Source organism: Bacillus thuringiensis (assembly GCF_001595725.1).
Taxonomy (GTDB): Bacteria; Bacillota; Bacilli; order Bacillales; family Bacillaceae_G; genus Bacillus_A; species Bacillus_A thuringiensis_K.
In genome coordinates, this window is the sequence record NZ_CP014283.1 from 260740 (window position 1) to 287669 (window position 26930).

Sequence of the window (26930 nt, forward strand, 5' to 3'; positions counted from 1 at the left end):
TTTCTCATAACCATTTTAAAAAACTGTAAAACGATTTTCGCTTTACAGTTCGTTATATTTTTTATTACTCCCAAATGCTTTTTCTACAGGATATTTCTCTGCATTCTTTTCCAACTTAGCATGTACTACTTCTTCTAGATCGATATCTAATTTATCACTTAGCATAAGTAAATAGATCATTACATCGGCCATTTCTTCTTTTATTTCCTGCATTTTCGTCTCTGTTGCTTCTTCACTAGACTTCCATTGAAAAGTCTCAAGCAACTCTGATGCTTCTAAATTTAAGGAAATTGCTAGATCCTTCGCATTATGAAACTGCCCCCAATTTCTCTCATCTCGAAACTTTATTACTGCATTTTGCAAATCTTCCATCACTATTAATCTCCTCTCAATTACTTACTATCACTTTAAAACAAAATTCATTACATCTGGAATTCCATCTAATTAACCTTAATCCAGATATAATCATCTTCATATTTAACATTTAATTTTAATCGAATCCCCTTCATATACTCCTCTAATTGTCTTGTAAAATCCTCATCATTGAATTGATCATATTTATCTATGTCTAGATATAACTTGAATATATTCCCTTTCGTTAAATCAAACTCCCATTTCAAAAAATTAAGTAGCATATTTTCCTTACTCATGTAGTGATTCGCTTCCATATAATCTAGTAATTCATATAGATTATAGTATAACAAGTTATTTGGTTTAAGCTCTTCACATTTGGGACAATATTCTCTATATCTATCTTGTAATTGCATAATCATTTCTGTTCCACATTGTTTACAGTTATACATGTACCATTCCCCTTTACTGGATAACACAATTCGTCTCTCTTATGTTCTTCCTGTCCTTGAAGTTAAAAATTATACTATTTTACTTTAAAAATATTCCTCTTATGCCACTTAAAGTATAATTTATTCTCCGGTTGAATTCCTATCTTAGCTTTTGGTATTAATCCAAATTTCAAATAATCTGTTTCCACTATTAATGAGGAAATATGCAGTCGTCCCTGTCCATCAAATGTGATAAACCCTTTATCATAAAGAGCATCATGATTACAGCACAGTAGTACACCGTTATACGGATCTAAGCGTTCCATACTTGTACTATCTTTCCATGGCTTAGAATGACTTGCTCTTAACAATTCTGGTAAATTTATTCCGCATAATGCACATTTTCCGTTCCAAATCTCCATTAATTCCTCTCTAAATTTTTGCTGTCCAATTCGGATTTTCGCTTTTACTTCGGATTCCGTCTCAGCTATAACCGGAATTAATGTGTTGTTTTCTGTCCTTCTTACCGGATCAACTGCCAACTCTAATTGCTCATCATTTATTTTATAAATGTTTGAATCACCAATTAGTTCCATTAATTTAAGGGCTAATTCTTCATTACATGGATATAAATAACCTTGGTTTCCATTTGCATCTAATTGAAAAGGTGAATATTTAATTGGCAACAGGTGCGATATCTGTTCAAATTTCTCACGTATATTAATTGTTTTTTCTAACTCATGATATTTTAAAGATACCAAATAGCCTTCATCATTCCATTGATCATGGCTTTTCATAATCGATGGTTTATTCGATTCCTTACAATCTTCTTCAGCGATACTAACTGCTACAATATTCCCTTTTACATAATGAAAGATTCGATCCCCCTCTTTTACATCCATCATTCTTTTCCATGAATGTGGTACATTACCGCCTTTATCCTTTTTAGGTGACCAAATAATTTCTAATCCTTTTTCCTCTTGATATGTATGCCCCTGCATAACAATAAAATAATTCATATACTCTCTCCTAAAGCGTTAACTCATTACGCTATTTTCTATTTAATATAATACTAAAAAACTCTCCTATGATTAGCAAATTGTCTGTTTCATTTTCAATACCAAATAACCTTCTCTACAGAAAAATTCTGCAATTCCTTTTACTCAACAATTGAGAAATCCAACTTTATATCCATTTATAAAAACAAAAGAGTTGACTCAAAAGGTCAACTCTTCTATTTTAAATTTTTTATTTCTCTTTTTCTTCTTTTTTTACAATTTCCCGTTCATTTTTAGTGATTAAATCATGAAAATGTTCTTCTTTGTTTTCTTCAATATAATTCATAAGGTCTTTAAGTTCCATTTATATCGCCTCCTGTATTTATTATATCAATAATATATTGAACTACCCCCACTTTCACTTCGTTTAGAAGTGAGGGATTCCTAAGTAAAGAGTTCTATCGAACTCTAATTGATTAGGCTAACCCCGCAGTCCTTGCGGTTAGAAGCCTTATTGCTTCATTCTTTAGATTGATACTTGCGTTAATATCCCTATCATGGTGTGTACGACAAGAAGGACAGTCCCATTCACGTAGGTTTAGATTTTTAACGTCTTTATTTTGATATCCACAACAAGAACATAATTGGCTGGAAGCAAATGTTTTCGATACGACAATGACTTGTTTGCCATACCATTTTGCTTTGTATTCCAACATGGATCGAAATTGCGACCATGATACTTCACTAATTGCTTTTGCTAACTTATGATTCTTTAACATATTCGATACTTGCAAATCCTCTATACCGATAACATCGTGGTTTTTGATGATTTCAGTTGAAATTTTGTCCAAGTAATCTTTTCTAGCATTTGATATGTATTCATGAATTCTAGCTACTTTTACTCGTTGTTTATTCCAGCGGGAAGATCCTTTCATTCTTCTAGAAAGAACAAGCTGTGCTTTCGTCAACTTATCTTCTAATGATCGGAAAAACTTCGGATTTTTATAGATGGTTCCATCTGACAAAATGGCGAAATCTTTTAGTCCCACATCCATTCCAATGTAAGAACTTGTTTTCGGGAGCTCTTGTACTTCTGTTTCGACTAACAATGAAACAAAGTATCTGCCAGAAGGGTTCCGTCTAACTGTAGCATTTACAATACGCCCCTCTACTTCGCGACTTTTGGCAAATCGAACGAGGCCTAGTTTCGGCAACTTTATTTTATTCCCTACAACGGCAATATTTTCATTTGTTTGTTTTGTGGTATAAGATTGTACGTTGTTATTCTTAGATTTAAAGCGCGGTGCGCTGTTTTGTTTTTTGAAAAAGCGCGTATACGCATCTGCAAGGTTGCGAACAGACGACTGAATCGCAATACTATCCACTTCTCTTAGCCAAACAAGCTCTTTCTTCATGGCAGGTAGTTTGGCAGAGCATGTACCATAGGTCAAGCCTTTTCCTGTCTCTTTGTATGCGTGATCCCATAAGGATAGGAAATGATTAAATACAAAGCGAGAACACCCAATCGTTTTGTTGATTAGAATTGCTTGTGCTTGATTTGGATAGATACGAAACTTATAGGCTTTATTCATCATTATTTGATTCACCTCCATTTCGGTATATGACTATTATATACCAAACATACATTCGATAGGTAGTAGAGTAATACTTTCTATATGTCGAACAATTAAGATGGCTTCCTTCCATCCCTTGTTCGAAGCCAATTCATTTCCCACCTACTCACTGGACTGTGACCCTTCACGTTCCTTGAGGAAGGAGTCTTCTTGACTAAAATGATAAATTATAAAAGGACAGCTATCCTTAGATAACTGTCCTTTTATTAAACATGCAATAAATATATTATCCTTATCGTATATTAATTATTCAAACTTAATGTTTATTAAAATGGTAAATATGGTTTTGGATCTACTTGTCCACCTATATACTGATTCTTAATTTCGAAGTGCAAATGGTTCCCAGTAGAATCGCCTGTACTACCTACTTTCCCTATTACTTGACCTTGTTGTACATGTGCCCCTACAGTAGTTAAAATTGAGTCCATATGACCGTATAGTGTCCAAAGTCCGTCTTCATGCCTAATAACCACCGCATTTCCATATCCACCAAATCCTTGACCTCTTACACCAAAACCAGCAAATTCTACAGTTCCTGATTTAGATGCCATTATTGGTGTACCCTTTGCCGCTGAGAAATCAATACCTTTATGTACTGTCCCCCAACGACTTCCATACCATGAGCTAACATTTGGATTTTTGATAGGCATTTGATATTTAGAAGAACTTGAATCTGTTTCATGCGGATTCATCCACTTGTCGCCTTCCCATGTTTTAATCTTTAACCATCCACTAGTTGTCCCATCTATTATTCTAAAATTCTGTGGATTATATACTGCTCCAGCGTTTGCTTTGCCTGAACTAAATGAAGGCTCGTTATACGCATAGAATGATTTGTTTATGAATCTTTCTTCTCCATCTAGATTCAGCCATTTCTCGCCTTCCCATGTTTTAACCTTCAACCATCCACTAGGTGTCCCATCCACAACTCTAAAATTCTGTGGACTATATAATGCTCCAGCGTTTGCTTTTGCTGCATTAAATGAAGCTTCGTTATACGCATAGAATGATTTGTTTATGAATCTTTCTTCTCCATCTGGATTGATCCACTTATAACCTTCATAAGTACCTACCTTCATCCAACCATTTTCTTTTTTTTCTACTACTCCCCAATTTTGTGGGTTAAAAGGTTCTCCATAATTTGCTTTCTTTGCATTAAATGAAGGCTCATTATACGCATAAATTGTTTTGTTGACAGTAATTTGTTCAGCCGTAGGATTCATCCACTTGTCGCCTTCCCACGTCTTAAATTTTAGCCAACCATCTGTTGTTCCATCTACTATTCTAAATGTTTGTCGCCCGTACTTCGCTCCAGCATTTGCAACCTTTGATGAGAAAGAAGGTTCATCATATGCATAGAAATCTCCCATGACACGTTCTTCCCCATTCAAGTTAATCCAAACTGGGCCTTCCCATGTTTCAATCTTCCACCAACCATTATCTCTTTTTTCCACGACTCCTACATTTTGAGCACCATACTCTGATCCGCCATTTGTTTTAGCTGAATTAAAAGATGGTTCCTTATACCCATAGAATGATTGATTCACGTACTCAGAACTATTAGCAGCGTGAGTTACCATACTAAATGTCGAGATAGATAGAATAAAGAATAATAACATTACACCCTTTTTTAGCATATATTCTTTTCTCCCCTTTCAAATAATTTTATATTTCGATTATCACATTAACATATTTTACTTTATTTTTCTATATTTTTACTGTTAAATTTTATCTTTATTTTCCATATTATTTCATCTAAAGCTTTTGATTAGACTTCATTCAAAAATGACACCAAATAAAAAAACAGCTATCTTAGATAACTGTCTTTTCATTAAATCCAATTTAATTATTTTGAAAATCTAGCATATCCTAAGAAATGCTGCTGAGTATATGGACTGCTAATCTTACTTTTAATTACACCTGTTTTCACATCCGCGGCATGAATATATTCATCATTTCCTAAATATATACCTAAATGAGAAGGACCTTGCTTATATGTATTCTGTAAGAATACTAAATCTCCTGGCTGAGGGTCATTTATTTTAGTAACCATGCCCCAGTATCCTGCAACACTTGTTCTCACAATGTTATATCCATTATTTTTAAATACGTAATAAATAAAGCCACTACAATCAAATCCATTTGGTCCTGTCCCAGCTTCAACATACGGCTTTCCAAGTTGTTTTAAAGCTAAATCAATTACTCCAGAAGAACCAGAATCTGTTTGGCTTAGATTCATCCACTTGTCGCCTTCCCATGTTTTAATCTTTAACCATCCACTAGGTGTCCCATCTATTACTCTAAAATTCTGCGGACTATATAATGCTCCGGCATTTGCTTTGCCTGAACTAAATGAAGGCTCGTTATACACATAGAATGATTGATTTATGAATCTTTCTTCTCCATCTAGATTCAGCCATTTCTCGCCTTCCCATGTTTTAATCTTTAACCATCCACTAGGTGTTCCATCTACAACTCTAAAATTCTGTGGATTATATAATGCTCCAGCGTTTGCTTTAGCTGCATTAAATGAAGCTTCGTTATACGCATAGAATGATTTGTTTATGAATCTTTCTTCTCCATCTGGATTAATCCACTTATAACCTTCATAAGTACCTACCTTCATCCAGCCATTTTCTTTTTTTTCTACTACTCCCCAATTTTGTGGGTTATATGGTGCTCCATAATTTGCTTTCGTTGCATTAAATGACGGCTCATTATACGCATAAATCGTTTTGTTGACAGTAATTTGTTCAGACGTAGAATTCATCCACTTGTCGCCTTCCCACGTCTTAAATTTTAGCCAACCATCTGTTGTTCCATCTACTATTCTAAATGTTTGTCGCCCATACTTCGCTCCAGCATTCGCAACCTTTGATGAGAAAGAAGGTTCATCATATGCATAGAAATCTCCCATGACACGTTCTTCCCCATTCAAGTTAATCCAAACTGGACCTTCCCATGTTTCAATCTTCCACCAGCCATTATCTCTTTTTTCTACGACTCCTACATTTTGGGCACCGTACTCTGATCCACCATTTGTTTTAGCTGAAGTAAATGACGGTTCTTTATACCCATAGAATGATTGATTCACGTACTCAGAACTATTAGCAGCTTGAGTTACCATACCAAATGTCGAGATAGATAGAATAAAAAATAATAAGATTCCTATACTTTTCTTAAACATAAAAATATCCTCCCTTTCATTTTGTCTAATATATAATTTTCGAAGCAAAGAATAGATATATCCTATTTCATTATTTTAATCTTCACTTTTTTACGTCCCCATTCACGTGCTTGCTTTTCTGTAGGAAACAGAACATCAATTTTATTGCCTTTAATAGCCCCACCTGTATCTCCAGCAATTGCATCACCGTATCCTTCAACATGAACCTTTGTTCCTAGTTTAATAACTTTAGGATCAACTGCAATTAACTTAATGTTAGGATTTTTTCCTATATCTATTCCAAACGCTGTAATTCTTTCATGTGGTGGACTACCTTCTACGCTGTATGCAGTAGCTTCCACGTAGAATTCTATACCTGTATCTTCCGCACTTAAATTAACCCACTTGTCGCCTTCCCATGTTTTAATCTTTAACCATCCACTAGGTGTCCCATCTATTACTCTAAAATTCTGCGGACTATATAATGCTCCGGCGTTTGCTTTGCCTGAACTAAATGAAGGCTCGTTATACGCATAGAATGATTGATTTATGAATCTTTCTTCTCCATCTAGATTCAGCCATTTCTCGCCTTCCCATGTTTTAATCTTTAACCATCCACTAGGTGTTCCATCTACAACTCTAAAATTCTGTGGATTATATAATGCTCCAGCGTTTGCTTTAGCTGCATTAAATGAAGCTTCGTTATACGCATAGAATGATTTGTTTATGAATCTTTCTTCTCCATCTGGATTAATCCACTTATAACCTTCATAAGTACCTACCTTCATCCAGCCATTTTCTTTTTTTTCTACTACTCCCCAATTTTGTGGGTTATATGGTGCTCCATAATTTGCTTTCGTTGCATTAAATGACGGCTCATTATACGCATAAATCGTTTTGTTGACAGTAATTTGTTCAGACGTAGGATTCATCCACTTGTCGCCTTCCCACGTCTTAAATTTTAGCCAACCATCTGTTGTTCCATCTACTATTCTAAATGTTTGTCGCCCATACTTCGCTCCAGCATTCGCAACCTTTGATGAGAAAGAAGGTTCATCATATGCATAGAAATCTCCCATGACACGTTCTTCCCCATTCAAGTTAATCCAAACTGGACCTTCCCATGTTTCAATCTTCCACCAGCCATTATCTCTTTTTTCTACGACTCCTACATTTTGGGCACCGTACTCTGATCCACCATTTGTTTTAGCTGAAGTAAATGACGGTTCTTTATACCCATAGAATGATTGATTCACGTACTCAGAACTATTAGCAGCTTGAGTTACCATACTAAATGTCGAGATAGATAGAATAAAGAATAATAACATTACACCCCTTTTTAACATATACTCTCTTCACTCCTTTTCGAATAAATTTATATTTCGATTATCACATTAACATATTTTTCTTTATTTTTCTATATTTTTACTATTTAAAACCCATTTGATATTCCTATCTCATTCCTATAATAAGAAAATAGTTTTTTACTCTAATATAAATATTTACAGCTTAATAAAAACAAAAAAATCCCCTGATTTAATACAGAAGATTTTGATGTTATTTCCAATCTATATATTTAAAACTCTAGCGATTTGACGGGCTTTGGAATTCTCAATATAATAATGCATTTCTAATCCTTTTCTTTCTGCACGAAGTACGGTTCCTCTCAATTTTGATAAATGCTGTGAAACCGTAGATTGTGGAAGCTCTAAAATCTCTATTAACTGTGTAACATTACATGTCTTATGATACATTAACTCATTTACAATTTGTAACCGTACTGGATGTACCTTCGCCTTTAATACCTCTACATCTTCTTCCAAGATTGCTTTTCTTTTAACTCTAACATTTCAAATTCCCCTTTATTATTTATTTCTTTTTTCCTATTATTGCTATACATAATTACTTAGGTATGTTTCCCTTTTCGCCTGTTAAAAAAAGATTATTTTTATAGAAATTACAATAATACATACTACTTGAATCTCAATAAATGCAAATTAATAGAATATTCCGTCTTATATTGATAAATGCTATTAAATAGATTTTGATAGAGGAAATTTCTGATATGATACTAATTGCTGAATAATATCTTTGGAGAGGATGAAATTGAACAATGAATGTTCATATACAGGGGAACGAGCAAATAACTCATTTATTAAATGAATGGTATCAAGAAATTAGGGCTAGGCATGTAGACGCCGCTCAATTACTTAAACAAGAAATTGAAAACAGAATTCATAATATAGAAGAAAATCAAACGATATTATTATACTACTCACTACTAGATTTTAGACATCAATATTTAATTGATAGCTTAAGTATTTCTAAAGATAGCTTTAAACAAAGTGATGCTTACAAAACTCCTACAGACGATTTCCTTTCATACTATTATCACTTCTTTAAAGCCATTCATTCCAATGTTACCGGCAATCATAGTCTTGCAAAAATACATTACGATAAAGCAGAATACCTGTTAGAAACAATACCTGATGAGATTGAACATGCTGAATTCCATTATGAGTTAGCCATTTTCTATTGTCATACACATAGATCAATTTTATGTATTAATCATGTAATGAAGGCTAAAGATATATTTTCAAAGCATCCTGGATATGAATTAAAAGTTGCCTTCTGTAATAACTTATATGGATTAGCATGCACTCATTTAAAAGAATGGGAATTAGCTGAGGAACACTTTATCTCTGCTATGGATACATTCCAAAAAGAAAATTTAGAATACAATATTTTAATTGTCCGTCACAATCTAGGGTTTATGTACGCTACTCAGAATCTATCTGAAGTAGCATTACGATATTTATCCGAAGTTAATCAGAAACTACCTAGCGATTATAAAGCTGTATTCATTGAAGCTAGAGAGCATTATAAATTAGGAGAACATGAAATTGCTCAAGAATTAATAAAAAAGGGCCTCCAACTCTCTACTCAATTGGGAATTGAAGGTTATATTCATCACTTTAATATTTTAGAAAAAATAAATCTACATAGCTGTGCTAATGATTTAGAAAAAGCTGTTTTAGAAGGAATTTCTTATTTTGAACGAGAAGAACTATATGAGTATATAAATGAATATACCGAAAAGTTGGCAGTCCAATTTTACAAAGAAGATAATCATCTAAAAGCTAGCTATTACTTTTATGAAGCTAGTAAAGCCAATGAAAAAAACTTTAAAAAAGGAGCATTAAAATGAAAAAATTAGCGATTAGCTTACTTGGTATCTTAATTGTCGTTACAGTAACTTTTGGATCAAGTTCTTCAACAGGCCCTCAAAGTACTGTAAATATTATTAAATATTCACATGGACATACTGGATAATGAAAGGAAGGATTACACCTTCCTTTTTTATATTTTAGAATGATAAACGTATCCCCTATATATCTATAAGAATTTAAGAAATAAATAATTCAAAAGGTAAAATAAAATACTACAATTAAAAACTTCCATTTGTTTCTTTTCGTTGGTTTTCCAGCATGTTGTATATAAAAAAATAAGGCAATACCTGCCATAGTAATTAAAAACATTTGATAGTAATCAGTCATCTGTAATACCCCCTCCATACAAAAAATAAGAAGTCTCTTTTTAAGAGACTTCTTATTTTTAATACAAACGACATACATAGGCTAAACATACACAATAAAGTCAGGATGATGTACTTTATTGCCTTTTTATCATACCATATAATTTATCATTTTTGTTTAATAATTCCACCAAATAAAACTTTATCAACCTTAAAATTTTTTATAATAAAAAACAAAAACAAATACAAATAAAATTAATAATATATTCACTTGATGCAGACGGAATAAGCTCAAAAGATATATAGTTCGGTTACAATATCATTCATGATTTTTTAATTTTTTCCTTCCCTTCTGTTAAGAATACTTCAAAACTTGACTGATTACCTTATGTTAATACTTTATATATGCAAAATTACATACTAACCCTTATTGAAAATAATTCTCATTGTAACTATAATGGTTTCAGGGATTGAAATTTTCACTTTCGTTTCAAATCTCACAATATATTAAAGGAGGAAATACTATTATGAAAAAATTGATTTTAGCAGGGGCACTAGGAATTGCAGTATTTTCAGGTATGAACTTACCAGGGGCTGAGGCATCAAAAGCGAGTGCAGCTACTACGAATTTAGAAATTCAAGAAGTCACAAAATACTACTCTATGAGTTCCTATGAAGTGTCTCAAAAAGAATCATTTAATGTTAAAAAAGGGGACGAACTTACAGTCTTTGTACAAAATTCAGGGTTCCCAATTTCTTATACGGTCTTTGATGCGGATAATCAAGTAATTGGCACATTCAATGCTAATTCCCCATATGGTCGCGTATTTAAAGCGCAAAAAGACGGTAATATTTCTGTACAATTTCAAGCAGGTGTAAATTCTACGTACATGAAGAAGATGAATTTTACAGCTAAATTTGCTGTTTCTAAACTTAACCAATAATAAAAAATGTAACGATCCTCTTTACAAACAAATTAAAAAGGTATATCCCTTCAATGGGATATACCTTTAGTTTTAGTGAATTTTATATTGACCAGATAACTGTTCTTGCGCCATACGAACTAAACGTTTTGTAATTTCTCCACCTACTGAACCATTTGCTCGTGCAGTTGAATCCGGTCCAAGTGTAACACCAAACTCCTGAGCAATTTCATATTTCATTTGTTCAATTGCACTTGCTGCAGCTGCTATTAAGATTTCGTTTGAATTATTATTTTCGCGAATTTGCATTTTTTAAACACCTCCGTTGAATTTGGTAATATCATGCTCTATTTCCAACAAAATATGCAAAAAAATTATTCGTTTAGCTATTTTACATATATACCTAAGCTTTCATCCCTTATGTGGGAATAAATAAAGGTATAGGTCATACCCTATACCTTTACCTTCTTCTATCCTACTTACTTTTAAATTCCCCTATTAACCCCTGTAACTCTTGCGAGAGCCAATTTAAAGAATTTGCTAACTCTGCAATATCTTGTACATATAGTTCTTGTTCTTTCATACTTTTTTCCACATTACTACTGCTATTCACATATGTATTTGCAATGTGTGATAATTCATTTATAAACTGAACAATAGTTTGATTATTTTTTAGAATGTCACTTGAATGGTTCGAAGTCGCTTTAATTTGATTTGTGACAGATTGTGCAGATTCTGAAATCTTTTCAAAGAATGCACCACTACTTTGAACAAGTGTTATTCCTAATTCTACTTCCTTTGAACTCTTCTGTATGGATCTTACAGCTCTCTCTGCTTCAGCCTGGATTTCACCAATTAATTTAGCTATATCCCTTGCAGATGCCTCGGTTCTTTCCGCTAATATACGTACCTCGTCCGTAACATCTGAAAATTCTTCCCCCATCTCTCCAGCACATGAGGATTCAGTAGAAGCATTTAAAGCTAATGAATTTGTTTGATTTGAAATGGTTGTAATTACAGTAAGAATTTCATGAATTTCCTTAGATCGTGCTTCGAATGCATAAATACTAGAAGGTACATCCTGAACTGTATCTTGGATTCTTTTCATTTGATTCACGATTTGCTTAATCAAATCTTTTCCCTCTACAGAATTCTGTTTCATGTCTTCCAAAGCATTGCCAACTTGTTTTGCAGCTCCTTTAATTTCTTTCATCTTACTTTCCATTTCTTGAACAATCCCTAAACATTTTTGCACTACATATTCATGAGAATGTACTCCTAAATTTAATCCTGTAATAGCACTTGCAATTTCTTTAAAGGCTATGCTATTCTCTTTTGTACTTACCGACAATTCCTGTGAAGATGTCGAAACCTGTTCAGCAGTCTGCCTTACTTTATCTATAATCCTATTAAACTTTTTAATAGTGTTATTAAAATAGATATTGGTTATCCCTATATCATCAGATCTTTCATTCAATTTAATACTTAAATCCCCTTCACCAACTTTACGTAACCCTTCTTGTAAATCCTTTAAAGGCGATAGAGAGTTTCGTGAGATAAATATTTGAATTGTAATTGCGATAGTTAATGAAATTATAATAAATAGTAAACCTTGTATCATAAAGTTTTTCTTTGTAAGAGGAATAATAGAAGCTTCCAAATCCGCTGCAACAATTGCAATTATATTTTTATTTTCATCTGTAACTGGCTCTAAAATTGTTACCCAGAACCCTAATTCATCTTCATACACTTCTGTCATTTGTGCCTGTTTTGTTTGTATTACTTTATCGTATGTTTTCATCCAATAAGTAGGCTGCTCATAGTATTCACCTGGTTTTACAGAAACAGTATTTGCTAATTCTGTATCCAAAGCTACTATTTGTAATTCAGCTTTATCATTTAGCTTGGCTCCTGTAACATATGTTTGCCCAACACTTTTCATATCTTTTATAGATTTATCTAATTGCTCTGTCAATTTTTCCTTCTTCACTCTTTGAGCTGTGGGGTCTTTTGCTACATCTCTTACTATTTCTAGATCTAATTGATTTAATACCGCATCACCTGTTTCAAAAGACTGCCTCTCAAATATAGACATCATACTATTTTGAAACATATTAAAACTTAACGCTCCCATACTTCCAACAAGGGTCAGAATTACTAATACCGTTAGTAATACATTTTTTTGAAGCAACGATAGCTTATGCCAATATTTTTTCATTGATTTCACCTTTCTTATTTTCAACAATACAAAAACAAAGTAGTAACATATTAAGAGGTTCTCTTTCTGTTATTAATTTAAACTTTAAAATAGCATACTAATCGTTCAACCAAACGTTCCAATTTTTTTCATTTACAATTGCATCTTTTATATGTCCAGCTGCTCCTGAAAATCTATTAAAAGGAAGTCGTAATACTTCTACTACTTCATCTTTTCTATTTGTACTGATTTCTTCTAAATCGATTATATTAAAGGGTTTGCCTATAATAATTGCTATAATATTTAATGGACTACTAAGAATATTTTAAATTTCATATTTATCGCCTAAAAATTTTCACATTAGATTTGTTGAAGTTCCTTCATTGAGGATTTTTTATACTATCGTTAGTTTTATATATAAACAAGAATTTTTAAGAGCCACATCTTTAGTCATCTTTATCTTGCACAAAAAAATTGGAAAGTTTAATCCAATCTCCTATTTTATAACTTTTTTCCTTATTTTTCTATAGAATTTTGATATCTACCTGTACAAATTAAACTTAGACTCTTTTGGCCTTTACTCTTCAATCGTCTTAAATTCATATGAGATAGCGCAGAAAGTAAATTTTTAATAAAAAACTTTTGTATTAAAAAATGCAAAAATACATACTTTCCCAGAACTATATGCACTTAAATATTCATATAGTAAAATAAACAGTACAAGCTTGTCCTATACAGCATATTTCCTTAACGGGCTTGATATTATATTCATCCTAAAATTGGTGTGACCTTAATATCTCACTTAGCTCTTTAATATTTTGATATTAACAATATAGTTTTAATATATCGCTACACCTACATATAAGCCAAGAATTTAATTACAGAACGGTTTTCATCAATAGTAGACGAAAACATGTCAAACAAAAAGAGACTCAATTATTTATTACTTTTCGTATAGATGTAATAAAAGATTATAGGAGAAATATATATGCTCAAAAAAATAAATAGATTTATGTTTACTTTGCCTACCATTTCTTTTATTTTTCTTATTTTATTAGGATCATTTTTATTTGTAATACCATTAGATCTATTCTTACCTGAAATACAAAAAAACCCAATAACAGAAGCACCTCTTATTCTTCAAGTTTTATTAGGGGTATTAGCAGCACCTATATATGAAACAGTAGTTTTTCAAGTATTTTTATTTTGGCTATTAAGTTGGATCCCTTACATTAAAAATCGCGATTACCTTATCATTTTAATAGCTTCAATTATATTTGGATTAAATCATCGATATGGAATCACTTATATAGTTGGTACAACGATAATTGGTCTTTTATATAACTATGCTTATTGGGTATATAAAAAAAAGAATGAAAAATATCAGGTTACAATGCCTGCTTTTGGGGTTGTTTTTTTGATTCACTTATTACATAATTCTATTGCTTTTATAGCATCAAATTTATAAATATTTTAAAGATAATATAGATTAATGAGTTATGTTTGTACTTGTTAAAGGTAAGAGACACGAAATAAGAATTAAAAAGAGGCTAATTCACTAATACTTCTAAATAATCTTGTTTCAGTTTGTTTATTTGAAGAATAAAAAGAGAGGGCCCTGTCGGGTAGACAGGATTTTCAAAGCGCAGCTAAGCCACCTGAGTCTATATTTGTATGGACTCAGGTTATTTAATTTCTCTTGAAATCTTTGATGGTTATAAAATTGTATATATTTGCGGACTTAACATAGATGAAGAAGTCTTTTTTATGTGCATTATCCTAAAAGTTTTACGTTCGCAACATACTTTCCTTCATTTTTCTAACATCCCATCCTCTTCTTTCAATCGTTTAGTCTTTAGGTTTCATTCTACCTAAACATTACCCTTTTGTTTTCCCACGTTCTTCTTCTAGTTCTTTAATACCTAAAGTTTCGAATCATTTCATTTACCGTCTTACAATTGGATAATAAATGTCTATTTCTTTCTTAACAGTTTTACATCTTCTTTTAAGTATAAACCAACTTCCTTTTCCTTTCATTTTATATAGCAAGTAATTCTAATTTACCCCATAGAAAAATCCCCTCCATAATAAATTGGTTAATGTGTTTTCTTTTTCCTATCTACTATGAGGGGAGAATAGCATACTAAAGATAGCTTCTTTTTTGTAAAAGATCTAAGATTCTAGTGCAGTAATTAATTGCTGACGTTCTTTATCTCTAAAAATTTTAATTTCATGTTTAAATTGATAATTTCCTTCTTCAAATCTAACCCATTCCTTACTTGTCCAATATACAATATCTACATTTGCATCTAAAATTACAGAACATATGTCTACTAATTCTTCTTCATAAAATGGTGCTTCTTTTGCTAGTTCAAAAGCCAGTACTTTTGGATCCTTACTTTTAATTTGAAGTTCCCTTGAAGTTTGTCCTAAATACTGCCATGGAGAATATAGGGATTGCACATGAACATTTCGAGTTTCTTTAAACTGTGATGGAGAATGTATTGTAGCAGCAAATGTAGATTTACTCACTCCTATTGTTGTGCCTAAAGCAATAGCACCAATAATAAGTTTTTTAATCATTTTTTCAGCCCCTTTAATTATTTTGGATATGCTTCATTTTTATACTACGTTCATGTTCGTGTAAATGAAGATAATTTGACATGATTCATCATTTTTTTCAAAAACTGAATATTAATTAATCGTTATAAATTTACCCAAAACAAAAAAGTTTCCAAGAGGAAACTTTTTTGTTTTGGGTATACATTATATGTATAAAAATTAGTTTTAAAAATATTTACTTATTTGTTGATAAAATTGTATATGGATATTTTTCCTACTATTATCTACACACATCTCATACAAAGCCTCACTACAACATAAACAAATTCATCTTATGACCGCGTTTCTTCTTACGAAATTAAGTGATTGTTTCAATAGCTGGTTTGGGAATCATAGAATTACTTTCTTTCTCAGCCCTATTATTCTGTTCTTTTGCCTAAAATTCCAATATCCCCATTACTTCTTTTGTAAATAGTTTAAAATCAGTTAAATGTTTTTCAATAATTTGACGAACAATATCTAAATTCACACTTTGATAATCATGAACAGCAATATTACGAAATCCAACCATTGCCTTTAACTTATTTGCTAGATCAGCGCTAAGTAATCCTGCTGTAACCAATAAATCAAAGGCCTCTCGACTAGATTGGGGTAGTCCTAATTTTTTACCTGCAACAATATGCATTGCTAGATCAATACTCGCTTCACAAGCTCTTTGTATATTCAATATTATTGAATCTTGTTTTGTAAAGTCCTCTAAATTTTCAGGGTCATTTCCATATACATCTTGGATTCTTTTTATACAACGCTCTATTGTAGAAATTTTATTTAAAATAACCTCATTCTTCATATATAGAACCTCTTTTCTTTATATCATCAAATACTATCTGTCGTTCTTCATTCAATTTTGAATACATTTTTAAGGTTTTCATTTCAAAAATGATTTTCCGTTCTTCATCAGAACAAAATATTGTCTTTCCTGTATGTATAATCTGAGCTTGAAAAACTGTAGAAGCTTCGGATAAATCAACTAAATCAACATCTCTATGAACAATGTTAGCTAAATCCTGTGCTAATAAAAAACGTTCATAGTTCCCTAATGTTGTGTCACTTACATAAGCTATATCAATATCGCTATCTTCTCGTTCTCTATTCTCAGCCGTTGATCCAAACACAATTATCCAATAGGGATTCACCGTCTCTTGTAATTTTTCTATAATAGCTGTTATCATGCTTTGAAAAATCATTTAATTAATCCCCCTTATTGTACTTGAATTTTATTATATCATAACCAATCATAAATCCTTTAAACGACTATAAATACGTAAACAAAATTAAGCTTTTTTAGTACTTAACTCCTCACAAAATTAGAAGCTTATTTCTGACCTAAAATTATTATAGTTCAGGAGTAGATATATTGTAGCTTTGGATCATAAATAATTGTTAATAATCCAACACTTGTCTGTTAAATGCCTTTTATATTTTCTTCGTGCAAAAGTAAAAGACTGACAATAACTGTTAGCCTATTTCACAATATACATTCTAATAGTTTGAGGATATATTGCTCTAACAAAGCATTATATATTAATCCACCTTTAATTTTTCTTTTACCTTTGTAGGGAGTTCGTCTTTTTTAACTTCTTCCCAAGATTTCACACCTTTTTTCTCAGAGTAATATATACGTAAAAACGCTTCTTTACGAAGGTTTTTTAACGCTGTAAACTCCATTTCTTTCTCTTTACCATCCTTATCAAATCCAGGTAATTTATATTCGTAAGTCGTATCCCCATTTACATTTTTCTCTTTTAATTTTTCACCATCCTTGGTAATTTGCACATAATATGTATCTGTACCAAGACGATTTAAATTACACCCGGATAACAACACAGTAAACATCACAAAAATGCTACACATAAGCACTATTCGTTTCATATTATTCACCTCATATCTTTTCTCACAAAAATTATATCCTAATCTATTGGCTGCGAAAATTCATTTCCATTACGCTAACATTACGTTTTTGTAAGGTAGTAAAAACAGCTTAAAATAAAAAGGATATAAATTCATATTTCTATTGAATTCATATCCTTTGTTCTTATTGAGTAAACTATTTTGCCCCATGCTTAATAGGAAGTATTTCTATTATTCTGGGAAAATAAAGCTAGAGTCCTCTCCACTATTAGCGGTATCTTCTTTCGGGAATGTTATAGTAGATCCTTCATTTCCCTTATTTCCTTTATTTATTTCTTGTTCCTCAGGAAATACAATGGAAGAATCATTACCTAAGTTTGGTGAAAAACCAAGTTTAGATAAAATAGCTTTTAAGTCAGGTAAAACACCAATTTTATCAGAAGTTGGATCATTGGATTTCGTTCTGGTGCTAGAATCACTTAAAATATCCCTAAGCTGTCTTGGTGTATATACTCTCCCCTGATTATTTTTTGCAATTCCTTGAATTGATGCTGCAGCACCAGCAATAATAGGTGATGCGCTAGATGTTCCAGCAAAACTAGATGTATATAGATTTGTTATAAATTCACTTGGTTTAGCATCTGTAGTATCTACTGCATTCCCCCATCCATACACATCCACTCTACTACCGTAATTAGAGAAATATGAACGCTTATGAGGAACCCTTGCAGAAGCTGCCCCAACCATAATTGCCCCTGAATCTTTAAAATCAGGACTATTACGATTTAAAACTTGTTTACCATTACGGTCTCTAAATTGATCCAAGTCATTTCCGCCGTTTGCACCTGCTTCAATAATAATAATTCCCTTATTTGTTCCCATACGAATTGCATCAAATATGTCTGGTTTTACTTCCACAGGAAAATAGTTCTTATCTCCATATCCATCGTAAGTTGCTTGTGCCTCTAGTAAAAGAATATCTCCAGCTTGCATATTGTTAACCGCGCTTAAAATAGCATCAGCTGTATTATAATTTCCGTTATCCCTAATCTGAGATACAACCTTTACCTTAGCTTTCGGTGCGATCCCGATTCCACCTATGTTATTATCCTCTGCCGAAACAATTCCTAAGACTGAGGTACCATGATCATGGTGCTCGCTTTTATTCTGTCCAGATATCAGTTCAATCTTTTGATTCACTAAATCCTCATGATTAAATAACCACCCATACTCCATATCTACGAAAGTAGTTCCTTTTCCATCTCCACCTTTTATGCTCCAGGCATAAGGTGCATTAATTCCTAATGGTGCTGGTTCAAGGTAACCTTGTCTTGTAAGTCTAGACTCATCATATGGATTAACAGATAAGTTTGGCAAACGCTCTGCTGGTGGCGCCTCTTCTTCCTGTAAATACGCCGTTTCAACAAGAGATGATTTTTCAAATTTTGTAAGTAATGCTTGTACATCAATATCATCTTGAGTTTCAACAATATAATAGTTTAGCAAATTAGAAGAAATATGATCGGAATCTTTTATTTCTTTACCAAGATTTTTAATTTCTTTAGGATTTAAAGAATTAAAAAGTCGATTTATAGTTACATTTGGATATTCAGCTAAAATTCCAATTAATTCAGGATCTTGTTTTTCTTCTTTAATGAATTTTTCTATTCCATCCTGATGTGGTAAATTCGCTTCATTTTTAAATTTCAAAATTAATTGTTTAGTAACTTGCTTATGTACAGTAGAATTCAATTGCTTATTTGAATAATTGTAAGTAGCCGCATAGGCAACTTCTGATTTTTCATTTGGAAGTAGTCCGCCTACCCCATTAAATGCTGTTAATGCAATTGAAGAAACTAGAATTCCCTTAAAAATTTTCAAAACGTGAACCTCTCTTTATTAATATATATTTATAAAAAAATGTATATTATCTAATTTCTTTTTATACAAACGTTTTATATGTAGGACTATATTTTCAACTCCATTCATTCCTTAATATTTGTTTATACATCATTAATACAACCAATTCATACCAACAACTTTATTAATTCAGTTGCATTGCTGTAACCGGTATAGTTACAACTTATGGAATAGTCAACCTTAAATGCAATTTTGCATGTAAAATCATACATACTTCTACCAACTTACTCCCAATTATTTCAAGAGAAGTTGAACTTCTATCATTTTGAGTAATTGCATATATATAATATAAAACATATAAGGGGGGTTAAAACGTGGTAATCTCAAGACAAGATTCCTGGACTGATGATAACGATTTACTTCTCGCATCAACAGTACTTCAGAATATTCGTAACGGTGGAACACAGTTAGCTGCATTCAAAGAAGTAGCAAAACTACTAGCTAGAACACCCGCAGCTTGTGGATTTCGTTGGAATTCATATGTGAGAAAACAATACCAAGAAGAAATACAACAAGCAAAACAAGACCGAAAAATGGGAAACAACATTCCCCTCTCCCCATCAGAAAAAGAAAAAAAATCTTTGTCTATTACATTAGATGATATTATTCTCTTTCTACAAAATTATAAAGATGTGAATGAATTGACAAAGTTACAAAATCAAATTGAAGATTTAAAAACAGAGAATCAATCTCTTCTACAACGTATAACTATGTATGAAGAAGAGTATCGTATGTTACTGAACCATATCGATAAGACAAGAAATTTAATTGCAGTGGATTAAACAGCATAACTATAATGACTTTCCAGTAGGATCTTCACCTGCCAAAACCGCCATAAATAAAGAAAATCCAGACTATTATTAGTGATAATAAGTAAAATACACATACATAATGTATGTGTATTTTTAATTTGAATATTATTAAAAGAAATATTTAGTCTATGTTACATCTTTTCTAATATTTCTTGTCTTTCACACCATTTCGTTAACTTTTCTAACGCCTTTTTAGATAAACGTTTTGTTTTATAATTACAAAATCTAGATAATGTCGATGGAGAAATACTCATTTCATCTGCTATTTCACGAATGCTTACCTTTTTTTCATTGTGTACTTTCAGTATTTGGTCACGGATCTTTTTCTCTATTTGTTCGACTGATTCTACAGTCTTCTTTATTTCTTTAACAACTGTTACTTCCGGTAACTTCTCTTGTGGTTCCTCTATACTCTTCTTTCCTATTACCCTATCCATTGACTGTAGCATTTCTTCAGGTGGTAAAATCGTTATTCCTAAGTTATTGTAATAATTTTTAAACCAATTACGTTTCCCAATTTGTTGTTCATCCAGTGGATCACTATACTCCCAATGAGAGATTACTTTTTCATTTTCTAAATCCATTAGAACATTTTCTAACTGTTCTCTAATACGATTCGGCTTCCAATCTTTTGGGATATCCATTACTGCTAGTAGTCCTTTGTCCCCACCTATAGAATATGGCTTTTTCAATGATGAATACATTTGTCTAATTCTCCATTGCCATGTTAAGTATCGAATTAACCTTTTATGATATTTGTGTCTATAACTATTGTATTCAAGTGCTTTTTTAGACAATAGGGCTGTTGTATTATTTGATCCATACAAATAATTAGTTAAAAAGCTACCCGGCTTAATACGACAAGATTCAATGCCCATGTATTCATTAGTAACACTATGTCTCCATAAAACAACTGAATCTAATACAAATAATCTTTTGATAACTTCACGCTTTAATTCTAAACGTTCCCCCTCATCATCACGGTCATTTAATACAACGACTTCATTATCATCATTTAAATAGATAAAAATACTTGCTAAAGCTGCAATTCTCTTTGCTATCTTAATTTTATCTTCCGCTCTATAGTATTCTTTATTTTTAACAACTGTTTTTGGAATATTGCACATCTCTAAAACTTGTTCATAAGAAAAGTCAATAAAATCATCTGGAGATTTTGCTTCATTAATCCACTGTATTGTGATTGCATCTAAGCAATCTGCCGTTAAATCATCCATATTACTCATTACGTCATCTACAAGGGTATTCCATCGAGCTGCTTCTTCTATATTGGTAAGTCTTAAATCTTCATCTTTGTGTGAAGAAAGTTGAGCTACACCATTAGAAGACCTCGTTTCAATGGGATATTGTAAGACCTTACTTATTTCATCTTCTTCAAATTGATTCTTTGCAATCCCATCTCTTAATTTATAATAAACAGCAGAGTTATTTACCTCGTAATAATCCTCGTGATTCACTATATTTGGCTTATCTATATTTTGATCATTTTCCAATATCACGGAATTAGAATGTACTACATCTTGAAATTCTTTTTCTATAAATAATTCAATTTCTTTATATATTTCTTCTTTATAAGAATCAATTTTCGCATAAATTTGTACTAATGTAATTCCGGACTCTTGCTTTTTCTCTAACCAAGATACTAATGCAGTAAATGATGGAGAAGCATGGGGTGATGTAAGTACCTTATTATTATTGTTTTCAACATCTTTAAAGTATGCATTCCACTTATTCCATACTAGCTCGTTAGTTTTATAAATTGGCTCAGAGATTAACAATGCATCTCGAAACATTTGTAATAAGTTATCCACTTTCTTTTCCTCCCTAAACCATGGATCACAATAAAATAATTCTCAGTATAAAAATCTTAACTACTATTATATTTAATTTATTGTAACAGATATTTACAAATTTTTGTTTCTTTCTTTCCCTATTCTTCTTTTCTTGCATTTCTTTTGCTCTTTACTTTCCTTAACTCCTCAACTTGCAACAGTTGCTCTTTCTCTTACCTATTTCTACTTACATTCCCTTTTGCGCTTTGTTTGCCTTACATTTCTCAACTTGCAACAGGTTGTTCTTCCTCTTACCTATTCCCCCTTACTTATATTCCTTTTGCGCTTTGTTTGCCTTAACTCTTTAACTTGCAACAGGTTGTTTTTCCTCTTACCTATTCCCTCTTACTTACATTCCTTTTGCGCTTTGTTTGCCTTAACTCTTTAACTTGCAACAGGTTGCTCTTTCTCTTACCTATTTCTTTCAACTTGCACACTTTTTGCGCTTTGCTTTGCTTTCCTTAACTCTTTAACTTGCAACATACTGCTCCTTCTCTTCCTTATTTCTACCTACTTGCATTTCTTTTGCGCTTTGCTTTCCTTAACTCCTTAACTTGCAACATACTGCTCCTTCTCTTCCTTATTTCTACCTACTTGCATTTCTTTTGCGCTTTGCTTTCCTTAACTCCTTAACTTGCAACATACTGCTCCTTCTCTTCCTTATTTCTACCTACTTGCATTTCTTTTGCTCTTTGCTTTCCTTAACTCCTTAACTTGCAATATGCTGCTCTTTCTTTCCCTATTCTTCTTTACTTGCATTCCTTTTGCGCCTTGCTTTCCTAAACTCCTTAACTTGCAACATACTGCTCTTTCTTTTCCTTTTTTCTTCTTCCTATATTTCTTTTGCTCTTTACTTTCCTTAACTCCTCAACTTGCAACAGTTTGCTCTTTCTCTTACCTATTTCCCCTTACTTACATTCCTTTTGCGCTTTGTTTGCCTTATATTTCTCAACTTACAACATGCTGCTCTTTCTCTTACCTATTTCCCCTTACTTACATTCCTTTTGCGCTTTGTTTGCCTTATATTTCTCAACTTACAACATGCTGCTCTTTCTTTTCCCTATTTCTTCTTCCTACATTTCTTTTGCGCCTTGCTTTCCTTAACCCTTCAACTTGCAACAGTTTGTTCTCCTCTTACCTATTTTCCCTTACTTACATTCTTTTTGCGCTTTGTTTGCCTTATATTTCTCAACTTACAACACGTTTGCTCTTTCTCTTACCTATTTCTAATCAACTTGCAACACGTTTGCGGTATCCTTTCCCTATCTCTTTCAACTTGCAACAGTATAATTTATTTCTCAACTAAGTAATTTTAAAAAAATCATGTCATTTTAAAGTTTTTAAGCTATTTATCTCATATTTTTAATAAGTTACATACATAATATGCAACATGTTTGCGGTATCCTTTCCCTAACTTTTCTATCATCTTCACTCTAAACCTTTATATACCAAGGGTTTAAGTGCTTTTCCATTTACTTTTATACATATCATCCAACTTGCAACACGTTTGCGGTATGCATGCCCTTATTTTTCTCACAAGATGCAACACTGTTTGCGGTATCCTTTCCCTACTTTCATTCTATAAATATCAACAAGTCCTTTTATATCAAGGGTAATTATTACAATTCATTTTTAATGATTACGTTTACTAACTTGCAACATGTTTGCGGTATCCTTTCCCTAACTTCCCTACCATTTTCACTATAATCCTTTATATACCAAGGGTTTAGTTGCTTTTTCACTTACTTTTATACATATCAAACAACTTGCAACACGTTTGCGGTATCCTTAACACAAAAAAAAATCATGAAATTCTCTTATCCCTTGATACAACTAGCTTCATAAGCTGTTGCAAGTTACTAATTTTCTTCTTAAAGGAGCACATTTCAGCAATTTTCATTTTGCTATAATCAAAATTGGTATATTTTATAGTATTTTGACATATATTTCTGAATTTGTAGAACGGAGGTGAAAAAGATGGGAAAAGCATTTGTGATACGTAATCAACGTAGCTTAAATGGGAAAACAACAAACGCAGTTTTAGTAACACTCAAATCTTGGCAAAAGTTTGTGGAAACATTTGAGGAGAAATACTACAGCTATAAAGATACATATTTAGAAGATATTCTGCAGCACATGACATACGAAGAGCGTATTGCGGATGTAGAAGGTTTTGTCGAAAAAGCCAAACCATCTTTTTCACGTCGAGCAATGTCTACACTTGCAGAAAAAGCAGGACGAAAACATAAATTATACGGTATTACGAATGCTGATCTTGAAGTGTTCTTGTACTTACATAAAAAATGCTATACAAACGGTGTCATTCCAAATGTAACCATACATATGATGTGGGAAGATTACAAGCAATATAAAGAAGAATTTGCTTATATCCAACACTCTCAATTCTATATCGCATTAAAGAAATTAAACTTACATAACATTATCTCCATCGAAAATGGAGTAGATGGCCGTTATACAATCAAACTCACTCATTTTATGAATGAGGAAACAGAAAAAGCAAATCCGTACGTATATATTAGCCCTGTTGTATTTACAAAGGATTTCTTTAAGCTATCTGTAGCAGCTAAGAAACTATTCTTAGACATCGCAATGCAACAACATACGGAAACAACATTAAAGCGTTCTTTGGACAAGCAGGACGAAAGAGGAAACAAAACTCACTTCGGTGGGATGTATCGTTTCTTACATAAAAAATATCCGCATCAGATCCGTGCGGTTATCGAGGAATTAACAACTGTATTACCATGTACGGGGAATCCCCTATTCAAAATTTGCAAAATGCAAAAAGGTGTAAAGCATACAAAACGATATACGACATTATATCTGTCTATCCATTCAGACTTCTTATGTTCGAAAGAAGCTGGAGAAGAACAACATAGGGATCCATTTACACCAAAAGCTACCTATGCTCGAAAAGCGAAATTTATCGAAGCAGTCCTACAAGAGATGAATATCGGTGAATTGTCTGCAGACATGAATAAATTCATTCATGTATTAAAGCATACTTGTCATCGTCAAATTCGCAGTGTAATTCGCGGACTACGTGACATGGTTGATCGAAAAGAAGGATATCCAACGAAGATTGTATATACGTTGAAGAAACTATTGCATCAAACATCTCAATATCAAATTCTCGATACAGCAGCAAAAGAAGGTATCTACCCTCTTATTGCGCAGCATATACCAAAAGAGAGAAATAGTGACCGTGAGCAAGCTATCTTTAATTTCGGCCTACATTATTCTATGTACTCTCTTCGTAACATTAAAAAGATGTTTAAAAATGTGCATGCATTATTGAAGCAGAAGTTTGCGGTACCAGTAACAGAAGAATCTTATCACCGTAATTATCTAAAATACCAGGAAGAAACGTTATTTAGAAAATATGCATATGATCAGGGAGTGAATCTCCATGCATATATCGCTTTAGAAATTGAAATGCGCGAAAAACTAAAAGTTCGTGGCCATAAAGAACGCACAATTCCAAGTGATGTACGTGAATGGTTTATTGAAGCAATTGATAAACTACCGCAAGAACAACTGCGTGTGATTGAGCTACCAAAACAGTTTAATTTACTAGAGTTTATGCGTACCTTTGAACGTTTAGTACGTGCTGGTGTAACAATAACAGCTCCAGATCAGGTGCTACACGCAATGGAAATAAAATAATAGTAACGAGCTCTCTATTTTTGAAAAAATCGAAATTAGAGGGCTATTCGTAGTTGTTTCATTCATACTCCTTTTCTACTACTCTATTTATAAATACAAAATCAGAAGGACTTCATGTAAAATGAAGTCTTTTTTTATGCACTTCTATACAAATTCTCTTCTAGCACTATATAACTCTCCACATAGTACTAGGGAATATTCTTCTAATGTAATAAAACCTATCTCATAATACCTACAAAAAATCAAAAATAAAATTATAAAAACAGTGGATATGAGGACAAATATACTCGAATGTGAATAGTATTTTTCTGACATCATTGTAACTACTAGTGTTGTTGTATATATCTAATAAAAATCATCAATAATAATGTGAGTTATGTGTAAATAGTGAGTTATGTTAACAATTATCCACATTTTCTGAATAAAATGTGGATAATTGAACGTTAAATACTGCTTATTTAACAAAATAAAGAAAATGAAGCCTATTTCCATAGTTGGATAAATATAAAGTAATTTGTATCAATTCCTTTCCGATTTCATGTAGAAACATATGATTTTCTTTCTGCTTTTTTGTAGAATTGAAAGTCTTATAATTATTGAATCTACGGATACATTTTTTACTATTTATGATTTTTTACGTGCTAACATCAAATTTTCCCTTGTGGGAGTAGAGTTTCCCCCTATTTTTGATAACCTATAATAGTTTTATCTTTATTTCTTTTTAATATATAAGATATATATTTATAATAGATTTTATTATTAGTAGTATGAGTGTTAATAAAATTTCAGATCTAATCAAAAAAATTTAATAATAATGATCTTTAATAATGTCCATAGTATTTTTCTAAATGAAAAAAGCCTAATAGCTGTGCTAGTTATTCACATTATTTTTTAGTTGTAATATCTAAATATAAGCCCTCGTGCCTATTTATTTTAATATCTTTACTACGGTA

The 26930-nt window shown here is 32.1% G+C and carries 24 protein-coding genes; 6 read left to right on the forward strand and 18 right to left on the reverse strand.

What is annotated here, in order from left to right:
• Positions 1–42: 42 nt before the first annotated feature.
• From AXW78_RS27330 to AXW78_RS27365, 8 genes are all read right to left on the reverse strand, one after another.
• Positions 43–372, reverse strand: a complete 330-nt coding sequence (locus tag AXW78_RS27330; protein WP_000389845.1) for a nucleotide pyrophosphohydrolase — start codon at positions 370–372, stop codon at positions 43–45.
• A 68-nt stretch (positions 373–440) separates the two neighbouring features.
• Positions 441–803: a hypothetical protein gene (locus AXW78_RS27335; protein WP_000282127.1), complete on the reverse strand. Its 363-nt coding sequence runs from the start codon at positions 801–803 to the stop codon at positions 441–443.
• 74 nt (positions 804–877) lie between these two features.
• A complete protein-coding gene (locus AXW78_RS27340) occupies positions 878–1801 on the reverse strand; it encodes an HNH endonuclease (protein WP_001105769.1) in 924 nt (307 codons plus the stop codon).
• A 455-nt stretch (positions 1802–2256) separates the two neighbouring features.
• Complete coding sequence (tnpB, locus tag AXW78_RS27345) at positions 2257–3375, reverse strand: IS200/IS605 family element RNA-guided endonuclease TnpB (RefSeq protein WP_061884949.1); 1119 nt, start codon at positions 3373–3375, stop codon at positions 2257–2259.
• Between the two features lie 305 nt (positions 3376–3680).
• Positions 3681–5051 carry a M23 family metallopeptidase gene (locus AXW78_RS27350; RefSeq protein WP_061884950.1) on the reverse strand — a complete coding sequence of 457 codons (1371 nt, stop codon included), beginning with the start codon at positions 5049–5051 and terminating at the stop codon, positions 3681–3683.
• Between the two features lie 209 nt (positions 5052–5260).
• Positions 5261–6601, reverse strand: coding sequence for a C40 family peptidase (locus tag AXW78_RS27355; RefSeq protein WP_061884951.1), 1341 nt, complete (start codon positions 6599–6601; stop codon positions 5261–5263).
• A 62-nt stretch (positions 6602–6663) separates the two neighbouring features.
• Positions 6664–7926: a 3D domain-containing protein gene (locus tag AXW78_RS27360; protein WP_061884952.1), complete on the reverse strand. Its 1263-nt coding sequence runs from the start codon at positions 7924–7926 to the stop codon at positions 6664–6666.
• Positions 7927–8148: 222 nt separating this feature from the next.
• On the reverse strand, positions 8149–8403 hold the full coding sequence (locus AXW78_RS27365; RefSeq protein WP_000390682.1) for an ArsR/SmtB family transcription factor: 255 nt from the start codon (positions 8401–8403) through the stop codon (positions 8149–8151).
• A 290-nt stretch (positions 8404–8693) separates the two neighbouring features.
• On the opposite strand from AXW78_RS27365, the gene AXW78_RS27370 reads away from it, so the two are divergent.
• Both AXW78_RS27370 and AXW78_RS35330 read left to right on the forward strand, forming a co-directional pair.
• The gene (locus AXW78_RS27370; protein ID WP_001100605.1) at positions 8694–9788 is read left to right on the forward strand and encodes a Rap family tetratricopeptide repeat protein; all 1095 of its coding nucleotides are present in this window, start codon (positions 8694–8696) and stop codon (positions 9786–9788) included.
• Entirely contained in the window at positions 9785–9913 is a 129-nt protein-coding gene (locus AXW78_RS35330; RefSeq protein WP_000731770.1) for a hypothetical protein, read from the forward strand. The genes AXW78_RS27370 and AXW78_RS35330 overlap by 4 nt, the downstream gene beginning before the upstream one ends.
• An 89-nt stretch (positions 9914–10002) precedes the next feature.
• Here the strand turns inward: AXW78_RS35330 and AXW78_RS35335 are convergent, their stop codons facing one another.
• Positions 10003–10137, reverse strand: coding sequence for a hypothetical protein (locus AXW78_RS35335; protein WP_002164319.1), 135 nt, complete (start codon positions 10135–10137; stop codon positions 10003–10005).
• A gap of 505 nt (positions 10138–10642) precedes the next feature.
• Between AXW78_RS35335 and AXW78_RS27375 the strand changes: the two genes are divergently transcribed.
• Positions 10643–11059: a hypothetical protein gene (locus AXW78_RS27375; protein ID WP_000733524.1), complete on the forward strand. Its 417-nt coding sequence runs from the start codon at positions 10643–10645 to the stop codon at positions 11057–11059.
• A 72-nt stretch (positions 11060–11131) separates the two neighbouring features.
• Here AXW78_RS27375 and AXW78_RS27380 read toward each other — a convergent pair whose 3' ends face one another.
• Positions 11132–11347 (reverse strand): alpha/beta-type small acid-soluble spore protein, encoded by a 216-nt coding sequence (locus AXW78_RS27380; protein ID WP_001167047.1) that lies wholly within the window; start codon positions 11345–11347, stop codon positions 11132–11134.
• Positions 11348–11513: 166 nt separating this feature from the next.
• A complete protein-coding gene (locus AXW78_RS27385) occupies positions 11514–13256 on the reverse strand; it encodes a methyl-accepting chemotaxis protein (RefSeq protein ID WP_000761119.1) in 1743 nt (580 codons plus the stop codon).
• Between the two features lie 967 nt (positions 13257–14223).
• Here AXW78_RS27385 and AXW78_RS27390 point away from each other — a divergent pair.
• Positions 14224–14703, forward strand: a complete 480-nt coding sequence (locus tag AXW78_RS27390) for a CPBP family intramembrane glutamic endopeptidase (RefSeq protein WP_000913866.1) — start codon at positions 14224–14226, stop codon at positions 14701–14703.
• A 123-nt stretch (positions 14704–14826) separates the two neighbouring features.
• On the opposite strand, the gene AXW78_RS35785 is transcribed toward AXW78_RS27390, so the two are convergent.
• The 6 genes from AXW78_RS35785 to AXW78_RS27415 form a co-directional block, all read right to left on the reverse strand.
• Positions 14827–14964: a hypothetical protein gene (locus tag AXW78_RS35785; RefSeq protein ID WP_416135262.1), complete on the reverse strand. Its 138-nt coding sequence runs from the start codon at positions 14962–14964 to the stop codon at positions 14827–14829.
• A gap of 443 nt (positions 14965–15407) precedes the next feature.
• A complete protein-coding gene (locus AXW78_RS27395; protein ID WP_000592179.1) occupies positions 15408–15818 on the reverse strand; it encodes a hypothetical protein in 411 nt (136 codons plus the stop codon).
• Between the two features lie 415 nt (positions 15819–16233).
• Entirely contained in the window at positions 16234–16647 is a 414-nt protein-coding gene (hepT, locus tag AXW78_RS27400; protein WP_000787540.1) for a type VII toxin-antitoxin system HepT family RNase toxin, read from the reverse strand.
• Entirely contained in the window at positions 16637–17044 is a 408-nt protein-coding gene (gene mntA / locus AXW78_RS27405) for a type VII toxin-antitoxin system MntA family adenylyltransferase antitoxin (protein ID WP_000577224.1), read from the reverse strand. The genes hepT and mntA overlap by 11 nt, the downstream gene beginning before the upstream one ends.
• Positions 17045–17381: 337 nt before the next feature.
• On the reverse strand, positions 17382–17729 hold the full coding sequence (locus AXW78_RS27410; protein WP_000822911.1) for a YxeA family protein: 348 nt from the start codon (positions 17727–17729) through the stop codon (positions 17382–17384).
• A 210-nt stretch (positions 17730–17939) separates the two neighbouring features.
• Positions 17940–19589 (reverse strand): S8 family peptidase, encoded by a 1650-nt coding sequence (locus AXW78_RS27415; RefSeq protein ID WP_000688773.1) that lies wholly within the window; start codon positions 19587–19589, stop codon positions 17940–17942.
• Between the two features lie 353 nt (positions 19590–19942).
• Here AXW78_RS27415 and AXW78_RS27420 point away from each other — a divergent pair, with 353 nt between their 5' ends.
• On the forward strand, positions 19943–20410 hold the full coding sequence (locus AXW78_RS27420; protein ID WP_000237076.1) for an RsfA family transcriptional regulator: 468 nt from the start codon (positions 19943–19945) through the stop codon (positions 20408–20410).
• 161 nt (positions 20411–20571) lie between these two features.
• On the opposite strand, the gene AXW78_RS27425 is transcribed toward AXW78_RS27420, so the two are convergent.
• On the reverse strand, positions 20572–22269 hold the full coding sequence (locus AXW78_RS27425; protein WP_000369379.1) for a helix-turn-helix domain-containing protein: 1698 nt from the start codon (positions 22267–22269) through the stop codon (positions 20572–20574).
• A 1998-nt stretch (positions 22270–24267) separates the two neighbouring features.
• Between AXW78_RS27425 and AXW78_RS27430 the strand changes: the two genes are divergently transcribed.
• Positions 24268–25977: a hypothetical protein gene (locus AXW78_RS27430; RefSeq protein WP_061884953.1), complete on the forward strand. Its 1710-nt coding sequence runs from the start codon at positions 24268–24270 to the stop codon at positions 25975–25977.
• Positions 25978–26930: the final 953 nt, after the last annotated feature.